Genomic DNA, 16,682 nt, shown 5'->3' on the forward strand with positions numbered 1-16,682 from the left:
GGCGCGCGCTATGAGCTGATCATGCCAAAGCGGGGGAGTGTGAACGGATGTCGAGTGGTGGCAGAAAACAGCCGAGAGCCGGCCGTGGGGCGGTACTCGGCCTAGGGGTCGCCCTGGTGGCCGGGCTGTTGCAGCTGGGAGCGGTCCCCACGGCGGCCGCCCGGCCGCAGACCGGCCTGCCGGCCGCGAAGGCGGCGGCCGCGAAGAGCGGGACGACAAGCAGTACGACGAGTGGCGCCGGCGTCGCTTCCGCGGCCTCCGAGGAGGAGGCCGTCGCGGCAGCGAAACGATCCGGCAAGAGCGTCGAGGTGGCGTCGCTGCGCGGGGAGAGCAGCGATGTGTACGCCACCGCGGACGGCCATCTGGAGGCGCGGGAGTACCTGCGCCCGGTGCGGACCCGGATCAACGGCAGCTGGCAGGCGATCGACACCGCGCTGGCCAAGGCCGACGGCGGCATGGTCGCGCCCAAGGCGGCCACCGTCGGCCTGGAGTTCTCCGGCGGCGGCACCGGACACCCGCTGGTGCGCCTGGAGCGGGCGGGCCGCACGCTCGAACTCTCCTGGCCCGGCGCGGTGCCCGCACCGCGACTGGACGGCGACACGGCCGTCTACCCCGACATCCTGCCGGACGTGGACCTGCGCCTCGCGGCCCGCCCCGACGGCTTCACCCAGCTCCTCGTCGTCAAGTCGGCCGAGGCCGCGCACAGCAGCGCGCTCGCCGAGCTGCGGCTGAAGCTGAACGCCGACGGCATGGCCGTGTCCGAGACGCCGACCGGCGGCCTCAGGGCCGTCGACAAGGGCGCGGGCGGAGTCGTCTTCGAGGCGCCCACCCCGGTGATGTGGGACTCCAGCCCCGTCGCCGAGGGCGCACCGGCCACCGCCTCCGCCGACCCCGCGAGCGCCCGGACGACGACCCGGACGACGCCCCGGACGGGGGCCGCCTCCTCCGTCACGGCGGCCGTCGCCCGCACCGCCGCCCGGACGGCGAGCGCCGCCACGGACGAGTCGACCGCCCCCGCGGCCGGTGCCGAGGACGAGCCGACCGCCGCCGAGTCCGGCCGGGTCGAGCGCGTCGGCGTCGACGTCTCCGGCAAGGACGCCCTCGTCCTCACCCCGGACAAGGCGCTGCTGACCGGCTCCGACACCGTCTACCCCGTCTACATCGACCCGCAGTGGTACTCGCCCAAGGCCACCTCCTGGACCATGGTGTCCCGGTACTGGGCGAGCTCCCCGCAGTGGAAGTTCAACGGCGACCCCGACGCGGGCCTCGGCTACTGCGGCTGGGACTACTGCGCCCCCTACGACGTGAAGCGGCTCTTCTACCAGATCCCGACCACGAAGTTCGCCGGCCGGACCATCCTGTCCGCGGAGTTCGTCGTCCGGGAGACCCACGCGGCCTCCTGCCAGAAGCGCGAGGTCCAGCTCTGGCGGACGAAGGGCATCTCCTCGTCCACGACCTGGAACAGCCAGGACAACTCCGACTTCTGGATCGACCGGCTCAAGACCGTCAGCTTCGCCTACGGCGCCGACGGCTGCGCCGCCGCCGACGCGGAGTTCGACGTGAAGGACGCCATCGCCGACGCCGCCGCCAAGAAGTGGTCCAACATCACGCTCGGCATGCGCGCCAGCGACGAGGGCGACCGCTACACCTGGAAGCGGTTCTCCGACGACGCTTACCTGCGCGTGCGCTACAACCGCGCACCGAACAAGATCACCCTCTCCCAGCTCACCATGAGCCCGGGCGGCCCCTGCGTGGCCTCCGACAAGATGGTGCGCATCCGCTCCGCCGCGACGATCCGCGCCAACGACGTCACGGACCCCGACGGGGACGCCGTCTCCGTGCAGTTCCAGGCGTCCTGGGACGCGGGTGACGGCGCCGGCTGGAAGGCCCGCTGGACCTCGGCCAGGACCACCAGCAAGAAGAGCGGCTCCGACTTCTCGCTCCCGCTGCCCAGCAGCATCCCCAAGAACAAGCACGTCGACTGGCACGTCCACTCCTACGACGGCGCCCAGTGGTCCGCCTGGAGCTACACCGGCTCCCACGGCTGCCACTTCATGTACGACACCTCCGTGCCGGTCGGACCCACCATCAGCTCCGCACAGTACGGCGCGTCCGACCCCGAGAACCCGGACGACCCCTGGTGGGACGGCGTCGGACGGTACGGCACCTTCTCCGTCGACACCACCTCCACCGACGTCACCAAGTACTGGTTCGGCGTCAACGCGGCGCCCAGCAGCGCCAACGTGCTGACCACCTCGGGCGGCGGCGTCAAGACGATCTCGTTCATGCCGACGAAGCCGGGCGTCAACTTCATCACCGCGCAGGCCTTCGACGCGGCCGGCAACGGCTCCGAACCCACCACCTACACCTTCCGGGTCCGCTCCGGCCAACCCGAGCGGCTGGCCTGGCAGATGGACGAGAACGCCGGGGCGAGCGCCGCTGCCGGGGCGGGCGGCGACTGGCCGGCCACCCTGCACGGGGCCACACCCGGCGGGCCGGGCGTCTCGGGAGCCGGCCTGTCGTTCAACGGGACCGACGACTACGCCGCCACCGACTCGCCGGTCCTCAACACCGGCAAGAGCTTCTCGGTGTCGCTGTGGGCCAAGCTGCCCGGCGCCGACCCGGGCCACCCCAGCGTGGCGCTGTCCCAGCCCGGCCAGAACCACAGCGGCTTCGAGATCTACTACTCCTCGGCTCTGGGCGGCTGGGTCTTCCTGCGGCACGCCGACGACGCCTCCTCAGGCGGCACGGCCTCCCGGGCCGTCCAGCCCGCCTGCGCCGCCGGCGACACCGCGTGCACCACGGCCCGTCTCGGCGAGTGGACCAACCTGGTCGGCGTCTTCGACAACCCCAATCACCAGATCAAGCTGTACGTGGGCGGCAAGCTCGTCGGCAGCGCCGCGTTCACCACCCCCTGGGACGCCCGGGGCGGCACCATCCTGGGCGCCGGCAAGCACTACGGCACGCTCGCCGACTTCTTCCCCGGCTCGCTCGACGAGGTCCAGCTCTTCGACTACCAGCTCAACGACGCCCAGGTCACCAAGCTCGCCGCGAAGCAGCCCGTCGACACCGGCCGTCCGGCCAAGCTGGTCTGGCCGCTGGACGAGACCGACCCCGCCGCCACCGCCGTGACCGGCCGCGGCCAGGCCACCGACGCCGTGCTCAAGGGCGGCGCCACCGCCGGCACCGCCGGGGTCAACGGACACGCCGTGACGTTCGACGGCGTGGACGACTACGCCACCACCGGCCGCCCGGTCCTGGACACCTTCCAGAGCTTCGCGGTCTCGGCCTGGGTGCGGCTGCCCAAGGACAAGGAGGCCCGATCCATGATCGCGGTCTCCCAACTCGGCTCCGTGCGAAGGAGTTTCGAGCTCTATCACTCCTCGGCTCTGGGCGGCTGGGTCTTCACCCGGCCGGAGGCCGACACCGCGGACGCGGCCCTGGTCCGCGCCACCCAGACCGTCTGCGCCGCGGGCACCAACTGCGCGGCGGGCCGGTTCGGCGAATGGAACCAGGTGGTGGGCGTCTACGACGCCGACGCCGGCAAGCTCCTGCTGTACGTCAACGGCGTTTTGCAGGCCAGCACCGCCTACACCGCCCGCTGGTCCTCCGAGGGGCCGCTCACCATCGGCAGCGGGCTCACCACGGCCGGCGCCGTGAGCAGCCCCCTCAAGGGCGACACGGACGACGTCCGGCTGTTCGACCGGGCGGTGTCCGCCGACGAAGTGCGCCAGCTGTTCAAGCAGCGTCCGCTGGTCGGCTCCCGCTGGAAGTTCGAGTCGGCCACCGGCAGCCCGCAGGTCACCCCGGACGCCTCCGCCACCGGCGCGGGCATGACCCTGTACAACGGGGCCGCGACCGGCTCCGGCTGGGTGGACGGCGGTCTGACGCTGGACGGCGTCGACGACTACGCGGCCACCGCGACCGGCGTCCCGACCGTCGACACCAGCGCCAGCTTCACCGTCAGCGGCTTCGTCCAGGCGGCGGCCCAGCCCACCGGGAACGTCACCCTGCTCAGCGCGCCCGGCACTGCCAAGAGCGCCTTCGCGGTCCGGTATGTGCCCGGCTCCGGGGGCGCCGACCCGGGACGCTGGCGCATCGAGACCGCCGACGCCGACAGCTCCACCGCCACCGCCACCCAGGTGGAGAACGGACAGTTCTACAGCGTCCAGGACTGGACCCATCTGGCGGTCGTCTACGACGGGTTCGCCCGCGACCTGCGGCTCTACGTCAACGGCGAGCTCCAGGACGTCGCCTGCGCCGACGCCGACGAGAACGGCGAACCCGATGTGACGGGCTGCACGGACATCGACTCGTCCGCCGAGAACGTCGTGACGTTCAAGGCCGCGCAGAACCTGCAGCTCGGCCGTGCCAAGACCGGTGCCACCACCTGGGGCGAGTACTTCCCGGGCACCGTGTCGGACCTGTGGACCTTCCAGGGTGCGCTGAGCGACGCGCAGATCAGCCGGCTCGCCGTCGGCATGCCGGGCGTGGCGACCGCCGTACCCGGCGACGACTGATCCCATCCGTCCACCCATCCCCCCGCGACGCCCGGCCCGGAACGAACGGGCCGGGCGTCGCGGGGGGCGACCCCGTTCCACCCACCCGGCCGTGGACCACGAGGGATGACCATGAGACCCGAACCACGCGTACTTCTCCGCCTTCTTCGGCCTTCGCGCACCCCGCGAGGACCGCTGCGCACCCCACGACGCAAGATCGCCCTGGCCACCGCCGCGGTGATGACCGCGACCCTGCTCCAGGGCGTCGCCGCACCGGCCCTCGCCGACGGCTGGCGCAAGCCGGCACTGCCCGCCGCCGAGAAGCCGCTCGCCGGCGGCCCGGCGGGCAAGGCCGTGCCCCGCAAGGTCATGAAGACCCCCCGCACGCCGCAGGAAGCCCCGGCCACCGCCTGGCCGAAGCCCGGCGCGGCGACGGTCGACCTGTCGAAGACGCCGGCCACCGCGACGACGAAGTCCGCGCCCCGGGTCAAGGGCCTGGCGCTGACGCTGGACGCCCGGGTCGACGGCACCGCCAAGAACACGAAGAACAGCAAGAACAGCAAGAACAGCAAGAACCCGAAGAACACCGAGAACGCGAAGCACTCCGAGAACGCCAGGAAGGCGGCCACCGGCACGGTCGCCGCCCGCGTCCTGGACCGCGCGTTCGCGAAGAAGGCCGGCGTCGACGGCCCCGTCTTCACCCTGCACGCCGGCAGCGCGCAGGGCGCCGGTCAGGTCCGCGCGGGCCTGGACTACTCCTCCTTCGCCGGGGCGTACGGCGGCGGTTACGCCGACCGGCTGCGGCTCGTCGAACTGCCCGCCTGTGTGCTGAGCACCCCGCAGCAGGCGCGCTGCCGCACCGCCGAGCCGGTCGACACGGTCAACGACCCCGAGACGAAGACCCTGACCGCGAAGGCGGTCACGCTCAGCGCCTCCTCGACCACCGTCCTCGCGGCGGTCGCCGGCTCCGGCAGCGGTCTGGGCGACTTCAAGGCCACCTCCCTGTCCGCGTCCGCGAACTGGAGCACCGACCTCAACAGCGGCTCCTTCGCCTGGTCGTACCCGATGGCGGTGCCCCAGGTTCCCGGCGGGCTCGCCCCGAAGCTCTCGCTGTCGTACTCCTCCGGCGGGGTCGACGGCCGCACCGGCAACACCAACAACCAGTCCTCCTGGGTCGGCGACGGCTTCGACCTGTCGCCCGGGTACATCGAGCGCCGCTACAAGGGCTGCTCCGACGACGACGTCAAGAACGCCGACGGCAACGAGCCCGGCGACCTGTGCTGGGGCTACGACAACGCCGTGCTGCAACTCAACGGCGCGGGCGGCGAGTTGGTGCCGAGCGGCACCAACTCCTTCAAGCTGAAGGACGACGACGGCACCAAGGTCGACCGGATCTACGGTTCGACGTCCGACGTGCGCTCCAACGGCGCCCGCAACGACGAGTACTGGCGGGTGACGACGCCCGACGGCACGCAGTACTACTTCGGCTACAACCGGCTGCCCGGCTGGGCGAGCGGCAGCGAGACCACCGACTCCGCCTGGACCGTCCCCGTCTACGGCGACGACTCCGGCGAGCCCTGCCACGCCGCCGCGTTCGCGGACTCCTGGTGCCAGCAGGGCTGGCGCTGGAACCTGGACTACGTCGTGGACACGCACGGCAACGCCGTCGCCTACTACTACGACAAGGAGACCAATTCCTACGGCCGCAACCTCAAGGCGGCCGACGACACCCCCTATGTCCGCGGCGGCACCCTGGACCGCATCGAGTACGGCCTGAAGTCCACGGCCGTGTACTCGGCGAAGCCGCTCGCCAAGGTCGACTTCACCAGCTCCGAGCGCTGCATCCCGGACAGCAACACCGACTGCTCCTCGATCTCCAAGGACGCGTTCTACTGGTACGACACCCCGTGGGACCTGAACTGCGAGGCGGGCACCGACTGTGACAACGGCCGCTCCTCGCCCGCCTTCTTCACCCGCAAGCGGCTGACCGACGTCACGACCGAGGTCCTGGTGTCCGGCGCCTACAGCAAGGTCGACGGCTACAGGCTCGCCCACCGCTGGGGCCAGGCCGACATCGACTACCAGCTGCTGCTGGACTCCGTGCAGCGCACCGGCTACGACGGCACGGCCTCGATCACCCTGCCGAAGGTCACCTTCGCCTACACGCAGCTCGCCAACCGGCTCGACAAGACCGGCGACGGCTGGGCCCCCTTCATCAAGGCCCGGCTGTCCTCCGTCGCCGACGAGTCCGGCGGCCAGATCGACGTCGGCTACTCGGCCCCGGTGTGCGACGCGAACGCGCTGCCCACCCCGGAGACCAACACCACCCGCTGCTTCCCGCAGTACATCGGCGGCAGCTCCACCACCGACCCCGAGCGGCAGTGGTTCAACAAGTACGTGGTGGACACGGTCACCTCGACCGACCGCACGGGCGGCGCCCCCGACCAGGTCACGATGTACGACTACCTGGACGGCGCGGCCTGGCACTACGACGACGCCGACGGCATGACCAAGGACAAGTTCAAGACCTGGTCCGACTGGCGCGGTTACGGCCACGTCCGGGTGCGCACCGGCGGCCAGGGCGGCGCGTCGGCGATGAAGTCGCAGACCGACTCCTACTTCCTGCGCGGCATGGACGGCGACCGCAAGACCACCAGCGGCGGTACCAAGGACGTCAGTGTCACCCTGGGCTCCGGCGAGGGCGACCCGATCACCGACCACTCCTCGACGGCAGGGTTCGCCTACAGATCCGTCAACTACTCCGGCCCCGGCGGCAAGGTGCTCTCCAAGACGGTGAGCCGCCCGTGGCACAAGGAGACCGCGAAGAAGGTCCGTGACTGGGGCACCGTCACCGCCGACTTCAGCGGCACCGAGAACGCCAGGACCTGGACCTCCCTGGACGACGGGGCGGGCGCCGCCTGGCGGACCACCTCCACCACCGACACCTTCGACCCGGCGACCGGCCAGGTCACCCAGACCGACGACGCCGGCGACACCGGCACCACTGCCGACGACCAGTGCACCCGCACCACCTACGTCGCCGGCAGCGCCGTCCTCAACACCCCGGTGCGCGTCGAGACGGTGGCCAAGGCGTGCGGCGCCGCCACCAGCCGCCCGGCCGACGTCCTCACCGACACCCGCACCGCCTACGACGGCGGCGCCTACGGCGCGGCGGCCACGAAGGGCGACGCCACCCGCGTCGCCAAGCTCAAGAAGTACGACGGCAGCACGGCCGTCTACCTGGAGTCGAGTTCCACGTTCGACTCCTACGGCCGCATGCTCACCTCCACCGACCTGACCGCCGACGTCACGGTGACCTCGGCGGGCGCGCTCACCCGGACCGCCCGCACCGACGGCCGTACCACCACCACGGCGTTCACCCCCACCTCGGGCTTCGCCACCGGCACCACGGTCACCATGCCGCCCGTCACCCCGGGCGACAGCAGCACCGCCACGACCACCTCGCAGACCTTCGAGGCACTGCGCGGACAGCCGCTGACCGAGACCGACACCAACGGCAAGGTCACCACGTACGCGTACGACCCGCTGGGCCGCAACACCAAGGTGTGGCTCCCGGACCGCACCACCGGCCAGAGCCCGAGCTACGAGTTCACGTACACCATCACCGACGGCAAGCCGGTCGCGATCGGCACGAGGACCATCGGCGACAACGGCGCCCAGAACACCTCGTACGTCCTCTACGACGGCTTCCTGCGCCCCCGGCAGACCCAGGCGCCGGGGCCGAACGGCGGCACCCTCCTGACGGACACCTTCTACGACGAACGCGGCCTGACCGCCAAGGAGTTCGCCTCCTACTACACCGACACCACCGCCCCCTCCACGACCCTCTTCAAGGTCGACGACGCGCTGAGCGTGGAGACGCAGAGCTGGCACGCCCACGACGGTCTCGGCCGCGAGACCGAGCTGAAGAAGGTCGCGGGCAACGGCGACGGCGGCACGGTCCTCGGCGTCACGAAGACGATCTACGGCGGTGACCGCACCACGGTCATCCCGCCGGCCGGCGGCACCGCCACCACCACGCTGACCGACTCGCGCGGCCAGAACACCGAGGTCCGCGAACTCCACGCGCGCGCCGCCGACGCCGCCTACGACACCACGTCGTACGGCTACTCGCCGCGCGGTGAGCTGACCAGGGTCACCGACCCGGCGGGCAACGCCTGGACGTGGACGTACGACCTGCTGGGCCGGCTCACCGACACCACCGACCCCGACAAGGGCGCCGGCCACACCGACTACGACGACCGCGGGCTCGCGACCACCACCAAGGACGCCCGCGGCAGCGTCCTCGCCCATGTCTACGACGGCCAGGGCCGCCCGACCGAACTGCGCGAGAACAGTGCCACCGGTACCCTGCGCGCCAAGTGGATCTACGACACCGTCAGCGGCGCCAAGGGCCATCTCGCGGAGTCCGTCCGCTACAGCGGCGGACAGGCGTACAGCACCAAGGTCCTCGCCTACGACCGGCTCTACCGGCCGCTGCGCACCCAGGTGACCATCCCCTCCACCGAGGGCGCGCTGGCCGGCACCTACCTGTCGGCGACCACGTACAACGCCTCCGGCACGATCCAGGGCGTCGGCTACCCCAAGGCGGGCGCGCTGGCGGCGAACACCGTGGCCTACACCTACGAGGACGGCACCCTGCGGCCCGTCGGCGTCAGCGGCCCGCTGAACCTGACCGGCTCGACGTCCTACAGCTTCACGGGCAAGCCGCTGCAGTACTCGCTGGCCGCGAACGGCGGCAAGACGACGTACGAGACCAACACCTACGAGTGGGGCACCCAGCGGCTGGCCACCTCGCGCGTCGACCGGCAGGACGTCGCGGGCGTCGACCAGTACAACACCTACAAGTACGACGAGGCGGGCAACGTCCTGTCCGTCTCGGACACCTCCCGCTCCGGCACCGACAACCAGTGCTTCGCCTACGACCACCTGGGCCGCACGACCGAGGCGTGGACGCAGTCCACCACGGCCTGCGCGAGCACCCCCACCACCGGCGTGCTGGGCGGCCCGGCCCCCTACTGGGACTCCTACACCTACGACGTGGTCGGCAACCGGCTCACCGAGACCGGGCACACCACCACCGGCGGGTCGGACACGAAGCGTGTCTACACCTACCCGAAGCCGGGCTCGCACAGGCTGAGCTCGGTCGACACCACCACCGGCACGGTCAAGTCCACCGACAGCTACACCTATGACGCCATCGGCGACACCCAGACCCGGCAGCTCGGCGACGGCACCTCCCAGACGCTTCTCTGGGACGCCGAGGGGCACCTGGCGAAGGTCACCGAGCCGGTGGAGGGCGGCAGCGACAAGGTCACCGAGTACCTGTACGACGCCGACGGCAACCGGCTGATCGGCCGCACCCCGACCGGGACGACGCTCTACCTCGGCACCACCGAGGTCACCCAGGCCAAGGGCGCCACGACCGCCAAGGCCACCCGCTACTTCGACCTCGGCGGCGGCCACCAGGCGGTGCAGAGCGACGACGGCAAGATCTCCTTCACCCTGGCCGACCACCACGGCACCGGCCAGCTGTCCGTCGACGCCACCAGCCAGGCCCTCGCCCAGCGGCGCACCAAGCCCTTCGGGGGCCTGCGCGGCACCGAGCCCGCCGGCTGGCCCGGTACCAGGGGCTTCGTCGGAGGCACCGTCGATGCCGCGACGGGCCTGACCCACCTGGGCGCCCGAGAGTACGACCCGGCGACGGGACGGTTCCTGTCGGTCGACCCGCTCTTCACGGCCACCGACCCGCAGCAGATGCACGGCTACACCTACGCCGACAACAACCCGCTGACCCACTCCGACCCGGCGGGCACGGAGATCGGCTCCCGGCCCAACTCCTGCCAGTACGACGTCAAGTACTGCAGCAAGCACCAACAGCAGGAAGTCGGCTACGACCCGAAGACGGGCACGTCCGACTACCACCGCGGCAACATCTACAAGCGGCAGCAGGCCCGCAAGCGGGCATGGGTGGCGTCGAACACGCCGGTCACGAACGACATGGCCAAGCTGTCCGACTACTTCTCCCGCAGCATGATCGGGGAGTTCTCGGACGACTTCTGGGACAACCCGGTCTACGAGGGCGCCGAGAAGGGCAGCGCGTGCTACGGACGTGAAGGCTGCCGGCAGGCGTACAAGTACATCCTCGACAAGGGGGACGACGCCGATCCGGCGGTGGCCAAGGAGATCGCCGCCACCTACTGCGCCTATCACGCCGACCAGTGCGATGACGAGGCCAAGGAGGTGGCCCGGGGCAAGGTCATCGAGGGCATCGTCGGCGACGTCCTGCTGGCGTACCTGGGCGGAGCGGCGGGCGCGGAACGCCCACGGCCGTGCAACAGCTTCCTCCCCGGCACCGAAGTCCTCATGGCGGACGGCACGGCCAGGCCCATCGAGGACGTCAGGACCGGTGACAAGGTCCTGGCCACCGACCCGAGGACCGGTCGCACCACGGTCAGGACGGTCACCGCCGAGATCACCGGCAAGGGCCTGAAGCACCTGGTCGGGATCACCCTGGCCCTCGAGGTCGACGGCAAGAAGGTGACGGCCTCGGTCACCGCGACCGACGGCCACCCGTTCTGGGTGCCGGCGCTCGGCAAGTGGATCAAGGCCACCGACCTCGCCGCGGGTGAACTGCTCCGCACCTCCCGAGGGACCGAGGTACGCATCACCGCGGTCCGGCGGTGGACCGAGCAGGCCACCGTGCACAACGTCACCGTCGCCGACCTGCACACGTACTATGTGCTGGCCGGGAAGACGCCGGTGCTCGTGCACAACGCCACTCCGTGCGATCCGCCGCTGAAGTCGCTGCACCCGGACAGCTCCCTCGACAGGAGCTCGCTGGACTTCTGGCACAAGCAGGACACCAAGGACATCGTCCACTCGCTCAGGCCGGGAGCGCACGAGCCGCTGATCGCGAAGCCGGACGGAACGATCATGAACGGAAACACCAGAATCGCGGTGCTGCGTTCGCGTGGGTACGACGTCGACTCACTGCCGCGCGAAACCTACGGCAGCTCTCGGCCCATGTCGGACGAGGACTTCTGGGACATGGACCAATGACCATCCGGGAGAGGGTTCTCGAGGTCCTGAACTCGGCGTCGAAGGAGACGTTCCTGCTGGTCATGGGCCACCGGCTCGGGATCTCGGCACGTGAGGCGTTCGTCGGGGACCGGCCGGAGGGGATGCGGCAGGCCCAGGCCTGCAACGAGATGATGATCGCCCTGTGGTCGCAGGTGCGGGCGATGAAGGACGACGGGGCGCAGGGATACCCCGACGCGGACTTCCTGTCGGTGCTGCTGGAAAAGGCCGACGCGGGCGACGCGCGGCCGCACCTTCGGCACGCGATCGAGAGCGCCCTGCTCGCGGTCTGAGAAACCTGCTCGCGGTCTGAGAAAGCGGGCGGAGCCCCGCCGGAACCCAAGAGGTTCCGGCGGGGCTCCGCCCGCTCACGGGTGCCTGGTTCTCGCAGGTACCTCCGCTCAGAGGTACTTCTTCAGCTCCCGTCGCGCCAGCGACCGCTGGTGCACCTCGTCCGGGCCGTCGGCGATCATCAGCGTGCGGGCCCCGGCGTACAGCTCGGCCAGTGGGAAGTCCTGGCTGACACCGCCCGCGCCGTGCAGCTGGATGGCCCGGTCGATGATGTCGACGACCGCGCGGGGCGTCGCGATCTTGATGGCCTGGATCTCCGTGTGGGCGCCCCGGTTGCCGACGGTGTCCATCATCCAGGCGGTCTTCAGCACCAGCAGCCGCAGCTGCTCGACCGTCACGCGCGCGTCCGCGATCCAGTTGTGGACCACGCCCTGCTGGGCCAGCGCCTTGCCGAAGGCGTCCCGGGAGACGGCCCGGCGGCACATCAGCTCGATCGCCCGCTCCGCCATGCCGATCAGCCGCATGCAGTGGTGGATGCGGCCGGGGCCGAGCCGGGCCTGGGCGATGGCGAAGCCGCCGCCCTCCTCGCCGATCAGGTTGGTCACCGGCACGCGCGCGTGGTCGAAGACCACCTCGGCGTGGCCGCCGTGGTAGTGGTCCTCGTAGCCGAAGACCTTCATGGCCCGCTTCACGGTGACGCCGGGCGTGTCGCGCGGCACCAGCACCATGGACTGCTGACGGCGGATGTCGGCGCCCTCGGGGTCCGTCTTGCCCATCACGATGAAGATCCTGCAGTCCGGGTTCATCGCCCCGGAGATGTACCACTTGCGGCCGGTGACGATGTACTCGTCGCCCTCCCGCTCGATGAGCGTGGTGATGTTGGTGGCGTCGGAGGAGGCGACCTCCGGCTCGGTCATCGCGAACGCCGAGCGGATCTCCCCGGCGAGCAGCGGCTCCAGCCACTGCTTCTTGTGCTGCTCGTCGCCGAACTGCGCGAGCACCTCCATGTTGCCGGTGTCCGGCGCGGCGCAGTTCAGGGCCGTCGGCGCCAGCTGCGGGGAGCGGCCGGTGATCTCGGCCAGCGGCGCGTACTGGAGGTTCGTCAGACCCGCGCCGTGCTCGGCGTCGGGCAGGAACAGGTTCCACAAGCCCTGCCTGCGCGCCTCGGCCTTCAGCTCCTCCACCACGGCCGGGGTGTCCCACGGCGAGGCCAGCAGCGCGCGCTGCTCCTCGGCGACGGCCTCGGCCGGGTAGACGTACTCGTCCATGAAGGCGAGCAGCCTGGCGCGGAGTTCCTCGGTGCGGGCGTCGAACGCGAAGTCCATGCCGGTCAGCCTTCCTGGAGAGTGGTCGTGCCGTGCTCGATGAAGACGGGGACGAGTTCCCCGATGCGGTCGAAGCCGCGCCCGACGGTCTGGCCGAGGGTGTAGCGGTAGTGGATGCCCTCCAGGATCACGGCGAGCTTGAACCAGGCGAACGCCGTGTACCAGGAGACCGCCGAGACGTCCCGTCCGGAGCGCGCCGCGTACCGCTCGACCAGCTCGGCCGGCGACGGGTGCCCGGGGGCGGAGGCGGTCGTGGAGATCGGGGAGCCCGGCAGCTCCAGCGGGACGCTGTACATCACCAGCAGCCCCAGGTCGGTCAGCGGGTCGCCGAGCGTCGACATCTCCCAGTCGAGGATGGCCTTGATGCGGTCGTCGGAACCGATCAGGACGTTGTCGAGCCGGTAGTCGCCGTGCACGACCGCTGGGGCGGGGGAGGAGGGCAGCGCGCGGCCGAGCGCCGCGTGCAGCTCGTCGATCCCGGCCAGGTCGCGGCTGCGGGAGGCGTCCAGCTGCTTGCCCCAGCGGCGCAGCTGCCGGTCCAGGAAGCCCTCCGGCCGGCCGAAGTCGGCCAGGCCCACCGCGGCGGGGGCCACCGCGTGCAGTTCGACCAGCGTGTCCACCAGCGACAGCACCGCGTCCCGGGTGCGCTGCTCGCCGAGCGGGACGAGCTCGTCGGCGGTGCGGTAGGGGGTGCCGTCGACGAACTCCATGACGTAGAAGGGCGCCCCGGGCGCCGCCTCGTTCTCTGGGTCCTCGCACAGCAGCACCGGACGCGGCACCGGCACGCTCGTCGGATGCAGGGCGCTGATCACCCGGTGCTCGCGCTTCATGTCGTGCGCGGTTGCCAGGACGTGCCCGAGCGGAGGCCGCCGTACGACCCACTTCGACTCGCCGTCGGAGACCGCGTAGGTGAGGTTCGACCGTCCGCCCTCGATCAGCCGGCCGGTGAGAGGGCCGTGGACCAGACCGGGACGCTCGCGCTCCAGGAGGGCGTGCAGCCGGTCGAGGTCGAGTCCGGGTGGGTGGTCGGGGCTCATGCGTCGCTCCTACGGACGGGTGAACGGGACCAGCCCATCATGCCGACCGGTCGGTATGGAGTCCAGTGGTGGCACCCAACATATCGGGTGATCCGGCTTGCGCGGCGCGCCGGTACCCCGGAGGGTCGGACCCATGAAGGCCATCAGCTACGCCCGCTACGGCGGCCCCGAGACGCTCGAGTACGGGGACGTCCCCGACCCCAGGGTCGGCCCCGACGCGGTGCTGGTGAAGGTCCGGGCGGCGGCCGTGAACCCCGTCGACTGGAAGTGCCGCGAGGGGCACCTGGACCCGATCCTGGACGCCGTGTTCCCGGTGGTGCCCGGCTGGGACGTCTGCGGGGTCGTCGTCCAGCCCGGGGTGTCCGTCACGGAGTACGCGGTCGGTGACGAGGTCATCGGCTACGTCCGTGAGGACTTCCTCTCCCGGGGCACCTTCGCCGAGTACGTCGCCGCCCCCGTGCGCACCCTCGCCCGCAAGCCGCGCAACCTCACCTGGGAGGAGGCCGCGGGCCTGCCGCTGGCCGGGCTCACCGCCTACCAGGCGCTGACCCGGGCCCTGCAGGTGAAACGGGGCGAGACCGTGCTCGTGCACGCGGCCGCGGGCGGCGTCGGCTCCATCGCCGTACAGCTCGCACGGCATCTGGGTGCCCGGGTGATCGGTACGGCGAGCGAGGCCAACCACGCCTTCGTGCGCTCGCTGGGCGGCGAGCCCGTGACCTACGGCGAGGGACTGTCCGAACGGGTGCGCGGGCTGGCCCCCGAGGGCGTGGACGCGGCCTTCGACACGGTCGGCGGCGACACCCTGCGGGTCTCCGCCAACCTGCTGGCCCCGGAAGGGCGCCTGGTGTCGATCGTCGACGGGGAGGTCCTCGGCTACGGCGGCCGGTACTACTGGGGGCGGCCCGACGCCGAGGACCTCACCCGGCTGGCGGAACTGGCCGAACAGGGCGTGGTGTCCGTGCACGTCCGCGAGACCTTCCCGCTGGAGCGCGCGGCCGACGCCCACCGGCTGAGCCAGGAGGGTCACACCCGGGGCAAGATCGTGGTCACGGTGGACTGGGACGCGGAAGACGCCGCCGCAGGCGCCGAGGCAGGGGCCGGCGCCGGGTAGGGGCGGGCGCCGGGCAGGGGACGGAGTTCAGAACACCAGCGCCACGGCGCACACCGCCGTGGCCACCGCGCACAGCGCCGCCGCCGTGGCGTGCCGAGGGGTGAGGGCCGCCGGGCTCGACGTGGCGGCCAGGGCGTGGATCCTGCGGTGGGCGAGCAGCAGGAAGGCCAGCCACAGACCGCAGGCCAGCGCGCCGGCGAGGATCCCGGGCACCGACGCGCCGTCGTGCAGCGCGGCCTTCAGCGCGAGCACGGCGACCACGGTGCTCGCGAGTGTCGTCCGCCGCCAGGCGAGCCGGGTCCGCTCGGGCTGCAGCCCGGGGTCGCGCACCGGAGGCAGGACCCCGCCGCTCACCCCTCCCACCCCACCAGCACCACCACGACCATCGCCACGGCCACCACCGCGACCAGCACGCCCAGCAGCGCAGGGAAGCGGGAGGCGGGCAGGTCCTCGCCCCGGCGCATCGCCCGCTCGCAGCGCATCCAGTGGTTGACCGCACGCAGGGAGCACAGCACGCCCGCCGCCAGCAGCGCGAGCGCCAGCCCGACCCGCCAGCCCCAGCGCAGGTCCGGCAGGAACTGGTCCACCGCGAAGCCCCCGCCGATCAGCGCGAGCGCGGTGCGCAGCCAGGCCAGGAACGTGCGCTCGTTCGCCAGCGAGAACCGGTAGTCGGGGGTGCTGCCCTCCTCCCGGATCTGCTCGGGCGCGAACCACAACCGGACGTTCTGTACGAACTCGATCACTCGCAGGACCCTACCCGTCGCCCGCCCGGCTCAGCGCGCCGCACGATGCTCCCGGAGCCGCTCGTACGCCGCGAGCCCGTCCGGCACCCACTCCCACCCGGACAGGCGCCGTTCGACCTCGTCCTCGGGCAGGAAGTCGTGCCAGGCCACCTCCTCCGCCTGCGGGTTCACCGGCAGTTCGCAGCGGACCCGGTAGACGGCCGACCACCAGCTCCCGGCGGCGCCGTCCTCGTAGAGGAACCTGAAGACGAACTCCGGGCGGGGCAGGCCGCTCACGCCCAGCTCCTCCTCGGCCTCCCGCAGGGCGGCGTCGTCGTAGCTCTCGCCCGCGCCGACCACCCCGCCGACGAACATGTCGTACAGGGAGGGGAAGACCAGCTTCGTCGGGGTGCGGCGGTGCACGAAGATCCGGCCCTCGGCGTCCCGGGCCTGGATGAACACACAGCGGTGGCGCAGCCCCTCGGCGTACGCCTGCCCGCGCGGGGCCTGTCCGACGACGCGGTCGTGCTCGTCGACGATGTCGAGGATCTCGTCAGCAGCGCTCATGGACCCATCCAAGCAGCTGCCCAAGGCTC

At 71.5% G+C, this 16,682-nt stretch carries 9 protein-coding genes; 4 read left to right on the forward strand and 5 right to left on the reverse strand.

What is annotated here, in order from left to right:
- Positions 1-116: 116 nt before the first annotated feature.
- The 3 genes from ACIBTS_RS00615 to ACIBTS_RS00625 all read left to right on the forward strand — a co-directional run bounded on the left by ACIBTS_RS00615 (position 117) and on the right by ACIBTS_RS00625 (position 11,893).
- A complete protein-coding gene (locus tag ACIBTS_RS00615; RefSeq protein WP_399315690.1) occupies positions 117-4,520 on the forward strand; it encodes a LamG-like jellyroll fold domain-containing protein in 4,404 nt (1,467 codons plus the stop codon).
- Between the two features lie 111 nt (positions 4,521-4,631).
- Positions 4,632-11,582, forward strand: coding sequence for a polymorphic toxin-type HINT domain-containing protein (locus ACIBTS_RS00620; RefSeq protein WP_399315691.1), 6,951 nt, complete (start codon positions 4,632-4,634; stop codon positions 11,580-11,582).
- Positions 11,579-11,893: a hypothetical protein gene (locus ACIBTS_RS00625; protein ID WP_319670270.1), complete on the forward strand. Its 315-nt coding sequence runs from the start codon at positions 11,579-11,581 to the stop codon at positions 11,891-11,893. The genes ACIBTS_RS00620 and ACIBTS_RS00625 overlap by 4 nt, the downstream gene beginning before the upstream one ends.
- 108 nt (positions 11,894-12,001) lie before the next feature.
- Here the strand turns inward: ACIBTS_RS00625 and ACIBTS_RS00630 are convergent, their stop codons facing one another.
- Together ACIBTS_RS00630 and ACIBTS_RS00635 are read right to left on the reverse strand one after the other, a co-directional pair.
- Complete coding sequence (locus ACIBTS_RS00630) at positions 12,002-13,216, reverse strand: acyl-CoA dehydrogenase family protein (RefSeq protein WP_399315692.1); 1,215 nt, start codon at positions 13,214-13,216, stop codon at positions 12,002-12,004.
- A gap of 5 nt (positions 13,217-13,221) precedes the next feature.
- Positions 13,222-14,253: a phosphotransferase family protein gene (locus ACIBTS_RS00635; protein WP_399315693.1), complete on the reverse strand. Its 1,032-nt coding sequence runs from the start codon at positions 14,251-14,253 to the stop codon at positions 13,222-13,224.
- A gap of 133 nt (positions 14,254-14,386) precedes the next feature.
- Here ACIBTS_RS00635 and ACIBTS_RS00640 point away from each other — a divergent pair, with 133 nt between their 5' ends.
- The gene (locus tag ACIBTS_RS00640; protein WP_399315694.1) at positions 14,387-15,364 is read left to right on the forward strand and encodes an NADP-dependent oxidoreductase; all 978 of its coding nucleotides are present in this window, start codon (positions 14,387-14,389) and stop codon (positions 15,362-15,364) included.
- Positions 15,365-15,391: 27 nt separating this feature from the next.
- Here the strand turns inward: ACIBTS_RS00640 and ACIBTS_RS00645 are convergent, their stop codons facing one another.
- Genes ACIBTS_RS00645 through ACIBTS_RS00655 form a run of 3 tightly spaced genes read right to left on the reverse strand, consistent with a single transcriptional unit; the run spans position 15,392 to position 16,653 of the window.
- Entirely contained in the window at positions 15,392-15,718 is a 327-nt protein-coding gene (locus tag ACIBTS_RS00645) for a DUF202 domain-containing protein (protein WP_399315695.1), read from the reverse strand.
- On the reverse strand, positions 15,715-16,107 hold the full coding sequence (locus ACIBTS_RS00650; RefSeq protein WP_319670274.1) for a DUF202 domain-containing protein: 393 nt from the start codon (positions 16,105-16,107) through the stop codon (positions 15,715-15,717). The genes ACIBTS_RS00645 and ACIBTS_RS00650 overlap by 4 nt, the downstream gene beginning before the upstream one ends.
- A 30-nt stretch (positions 16,108-16,137) precedes the next feature.
- Positions 16,138-16,653 (reverse strand): NUDIX domain-containing protein, encoded by a 516-nt coding sequence (locus tag ACIBTS_RS00655; protein WP_319670275.1) that lies wholly within the window; start codon positions 16,651-16,653, stop codon positions 16,138-16,140.
- Between the last annotated feature and the right edge of the window lie 29 nt (positions 16,654-16,682).

Origin of the sequence: Streptomyces sp. NPDC050121, assembly GCF_044460385.1 — a bacterium.
Classification (GTDB): domain Bacteria; phylum Actinomycetota; class Actinomycetes; order Streptomycetales; family Streptomycetaceae; genus Streptomyces; species Streptomyces soliscabiei.

Bases quoted from the DNA above. Each gene is read 5' to 3' on its own strand.
- ACIBTS_RS00620 (WP_399315691.1), top strand. From the start codon at position 4,632: ATGAGACCCGAACCACGCGTACTTCTCCGCCTTCTTCGGCCTTCGCGC.
- ACIBTS_RS00625 (WP_319670270.1), top strand. From the start codon at position 11,579: ATGACCATCCGGGAGAGGGTTCTCGAGGTCCTGAACTCGGCGTCGAAG.
- ACIBTS_RS00630 (WP_399315692.1), bottom strand. From the start codon at position 13,216: ATGGACTTCGCGTTCGACGCCCGCACCGAGGAACTCCGCGCCAGGCTG.
- ACIBTS_RS00635 (WP_399315693.1), bottom strand. From the start codon at position 14,253: ATGAGCCCCGACCACCCACCCGGACTCGACCTCGACCGGCTGCACGCC.
- ACIBTS_RS00640 (WP_399315694.1), top strand. From the start codon at position 14,387: ATGAAGGCCATCAGCTACGCCCGCTACGGCGGCCCCGAGACGCTCGAG.
- ACIBTS_RS00655 (WP_319670275.1), bottom strand. From the start codon at position 16,653: ATGAGCGCTGCTGACGAGATCCTCGACATCGTCGACGAGCACGACCGC.